We start from the raw sequence: 4,441 nt of genomic DNA on the forward strand, positions 1-4,441 counted from the left end.
CATGATGACGGTAAAACACGTACTAAAACTGTAGACAATTTCGTAAATTCAGATGCAAGAAAAATCAGTTGGAATTATTCTCTTAAAGAAGACTTGATAAAAGGAAAGACTTTCAAGTTTGAAGAAAGTTGCCTCACTCAAAGTTCATATCGTCCTTTTACGCAACAGTGGCTTTATTATAATCGGAATTTCAACGATGGAATTTACCAAATGCCTCGTATATTTCCGATAGGACAAGCGGTTGAAAACAGAATGATACAAATTACAGGCATAGGAGCAAAGAAAGACTTTTCTGTACTTATGACTACGAGTATACCTGATATTCAAGTGATAGAGAATGGACAATGTTTTCCAAGGTATCTTTATGATGATGTTCCGGTTTCAAAAGGTAAAAACAAGGAACAATCCCATTTATTTACGTATTCTACAGAATCAAGCGTAACAGCTGATTTACAAAAGCGTGATGCTATTACGGATGAGGGATTAGCACATTTTAAAACAGCTTATCCTAATGAAACTATCACGAAAGATGATTTGTTCTATTACGTTTATGGAATCTTACATTCAGAAGATTATCGTGCCCGTTATGCTGATAACCTCTCTAAAGAATTGCCTCGTATCCCGTGTGTAAAGAGTGCTGAAGATTTTTGGAAGTTTGTAACAGCAGGACGTGAATTGGGTCATTTGCACGTAAATTATGAAGATATAGAACCTTATCCAGTGACCTTTAAAAAGGGTAATCCAAAACAGACAGAGATCTCTAATCCCGAAAAGTTTTACTACGTTACAGAAATGAGATTTTTTGGGAATAATAAGGAAAAGGATAAATCAACTGTTTTTTACAATAACAATATCACAATAACAGATATCCCTCTTGAAGCTTATGAGTATATCATCAATGGCAAGTCTGCTCTTGAATGGGTTATGGAACGTCAATGCGTTAAGACAGATAAAAATAGTGGCATTGTAAATGATGCCAATCGTTATGCTGTTGAAACCATTGGCAACCCTGCTTATCCATTAGAATTGTTTCAAAGGGTTATTACTGTAAGTTTAGAGACAATGAAAATTGTTAAAAACTTACCAAAATTAGAAATTAGAGAAACTGAATAGACTTATAAAGCATACTTACATAACGGGTATGATAAACTCATAAGGGATATAGAGCTTATAACCATAATCTATACCTCTCTTGTTAAATTGCTTACATACAATCTTCTTTACTATGAGGGATAACAAAATAAAGTTAAGAGAATAGGATTTTGCAACATTCCTCTTATTTATTGCGAATCAAGGATTCTTTTCGTGGAGTTTTTTTTTGCCATACCTGCTATCCAAAGGGTTTTTAATTCTAAAAAATTGACTTGAGATCACAGTGTAGCTACACTATAATAAAGGTTATAAATGGAGATACAAATCATGAAAGCCGATTCTGTTGTTCGCGCTCGCATTCCTGCTGAAATGAAAAAACAAGCGATGATTACTTTAGAACGCATGGGATTAAGTGCATCAGATCTTATCCGCATAACATTTTTGCGTGTCGCTGAAGAAGGTTGTTTGCCTTTTGAGCTTAAAGTACCTAATAGCATCACACGTAAAGCTATAAAGGAATTAGATGAAGGTAAAGGTAAGACATTTAAAAACGCTGATGCCCTTTTTAAGGACTTAGGCATTTAATATGCTGATACCTGTTCGCTCAAAACAATTTAAACGTGACGTGCGCAAGGCGGAAAAACGCAGTAAAAATATGAATAAGCTGCGTACACTATTAAGTCTCCTAATTGAAGAAAAGCCATTACCAAGACATTACTGTGATCATCCACTAAAAGGTGATTGGGTAGGGTATCATGATATTCATATCGAACCAGATTGGCTGCTTATTTATAGAATAGAAGGAGATAAATTACATCTTATTCGTACAGGAACGCACTCTGACCTTTTCAAAGAATAATTATATGAAAAGTTAAAAATACTCTAACTTTTCTCTACATCAAAGAGCGCAGACCGTAAAAAACTCGCTCTTGAAGCTATAAAAAAGCTCCAAAAAGATGACGGATAGAGAAAAAAACTAATAGAATCAATAAAGAATAAAATGCTCACTATTAATATAACTTATTGATTTAATTATTATTGAGTATCCCTTTTTAAAAGAAGTGTTTATATGCGTTATTCTAAAAAGAAGAAACTTGCACTTTGAGATACTCTTATTTGGATTGCCTTTAAGATTTATAAGAAATCCACTCTTAAACAGAATTAGATTTTTTTACATTGCCTTTAAAAGATTATATCGCAATCTCAAATGATAGCTTTATAGCTTTCAAAAGCTTTGTTTAAAAAGAGTTATGTATATTCATTTTCTTATATTACTTATAGGTTTTGTCTGTTTTTAAAACCCCCAAAACACCTACAAAACCCTCTTAGATATATATTAAAAATTGTATTTATGTGTTGTGTTTAATATAGGTTGTTTATTTGAAGTATTAACTTATTGAAATATAATAACTTTTATTTTGGATTAAAAAATATATATAAAGGGGAGTAAAAAGCCCCCCCCATACTCCCCTAAACTCATAACCATAATAGTCTTGATAGGATTTCTTATCATTATAAACGATCTTTTAAAAATTCACTTAATATGTTTTAAAATAACTTTTCACTCTTATTATTTTTTTAAGTACCAACCTTTAAATCTATAAATACGTCTTGATAGCATTTTTATGATTATAAACCGTTTCTTTTGAAAGGCTTTAAAGGATCACATGTTTTTTTAAGACGTGTTTAATCACTCACTAAAATCATAAGGTTATCTATTTAAATAAACTGATAAAAATTCATACAAGGGATTTTAATAACGTAATCAGTTTTTACTTTTTGTAATTACTTACTAAAATAATCATTTTGTCAGTTCAATTTACTGACACATAACTGACAAGTTTTAATCAATTCACATCATTGGTTATCTTTAAAGATTGTACAATTGATATGAATTATGTCTTAAAAGTATTAAGATATTGAAATATAATGTTTTTAATTTTTACTCATTTAAAAAAAATACTATAGGGGTTAGAGTTAACTGACTAAACTGACAAAAATGACAAAAGTCTATTAAAAGGGATTTTGCTCATCTCTATAATTATCAGTTTCTATTGAGATGTTTTCATAACAAGCAATAAATCACAATTATCCTATTTATCATTTCTCTTATGAAAATGAAAAATAATGCCATGGCTATAAAGCAAATAACAGCTATAGAGAATGCGTGAAAAAAGCAGTCTTTCATAATCATATGCAAATGAAGGCATTGGTTATAAGAGCGCGGCTTTATTAAGGTTGTTTACATTAGAGATCTTTATAAACAAAATTCACAAAAAAATTTAAATTCATTTAGTAAAAAATATGATAGGTTATAAAGATAAAAATACGCATGATGAGAGCGTTTTTAAATATTATAAATGTATAATTCAGAAAATAACGCAATCGTTTCATAAAGCCCATAATATATCTTTAAAAGCACATAAATACAAAAGAAGCAATTATTAAGAATGAGATATTATCAATACACAATGTATTTAAAAAATAAGAAAAAATATCAAAAAAGATAAAATATTATTTGACAATAAATACGTATTTTGTTATATAAATACTCAAGTGATTAACAAACACTTTAAACAGTAAGCGGACAGATTACGAAACAATCTTTCCAAAGCTTTTAAAACTGACTATCTTTTATGCTGTGATTAGCATATATGAGAATTTTGTCGGGTGTGCTTATACCATACAATACCCTTTCGAGGGAAAAGTATAAGCAACGGACTTACTGCCGTGTTTTTCAACACCCGGCAATCCTTATAGGATTGTCAATGAAAAACGTCTAATCAGTAAGGATTTAATTATGACAAATATCTCAAAAAACACCTCCGTTATCTCTTCCATTTCAAATGAAACCGCCTCTGTTAATAAGCAACAGCCTGCAAAAAAATACGAATTTACAGGTGAGACAATAGAGGTTGGCTTTAAAACCCTTCATAGGATTAGAGCTTTAAGAGATTTTGGAGATGTAAAAAAAGGCGATTTAGGTGGTTTTATACAAGGTGAAAGCAACCTCTCTCATGAGGGCAATTGCTGGGTCGGAGGGAAAGCCAAGGTTTATAGCAATGCACGGGTTTACGATGATGCCGTTGTAAGTGGCTATGCTCATGTAAACAATGTTGCTTGCATTTATGAAAACGCCCGTGTTTATGGCAAGGCTGTTGTGGCTGGTCAAGTCTATGGCAATGCCAAGGTTTATGGTTTTGCACGCATTTATCCGGATGCTCATATTTTTGATAATGCTTGCGTTCATTATTACGCTTGTGTCTTTAATGATACAAAAATTTATGGCAATGCGAAAATTTCTGGATATGCTTGTATTTTTGCAAATGTAAAGATTTTTCGCAATGCG

The 4,441-nt window shown here is 31.3% G+C and carries 4 protein-coding genes; all 4 read left to right on the forward strand.

Going from position 1 to position 4,441, the window contains the following annotated elements:
* A partial coding sequence (locus tag PVV60_RS09585) for a type ISP restriction/modification enzyme (protein WP_273724560.1) occupies window positions 1–1,113 on the forward strand: 1,113 nt, incomplete at its 5' end.
* Between the two features lie 306 nt (window positions 1,114–1,419).
* Window positions 1,420–1,677, forward strand: coding sequence for a type II toxin-antitoxin system RelB/DinJ family antitoxin (locus PVV60_RS09590; RefSeq protein WP_273724561.1), 258 nt, complete (start codon window positions 1,420–1,422; stop codon window positions 1,675–1,677).
* 1 nt (window position 1,678) lies between these two features.
* Window positions 1,679–1,951 (forward strand): type II toxin-antitoxin system YafQ family toxin, encoded by a 273-nt coding sequence (locus tag PVV60_RS09595; protein ID WP_273724562.1) that lies wholly within the window; start codon window positions 1,679–1,681, stop codon window positions 1,949–1,951.
* A 1,941-nt stretch (window positions 1,952–3,892) separates the two neighbouring features.
* Window positions 3,893–4,441 (forward strand): hypothetical protein (locus tag PVV60_RS09600; RefSeq protein WP_273724563.1); only part of this gene is annotated, 549 nt, incomplete at its 3' end.

This window comes from Bartonella sp. AU18XJBT, from assembly GCF_028618595.1.
In the GTDB taxonomy this organism is placed as follows: Bacteria; Pseudomonadota; Alphaproteobacteria; order Rhizobiales; family Rhizobiaceae; genus Bartonella.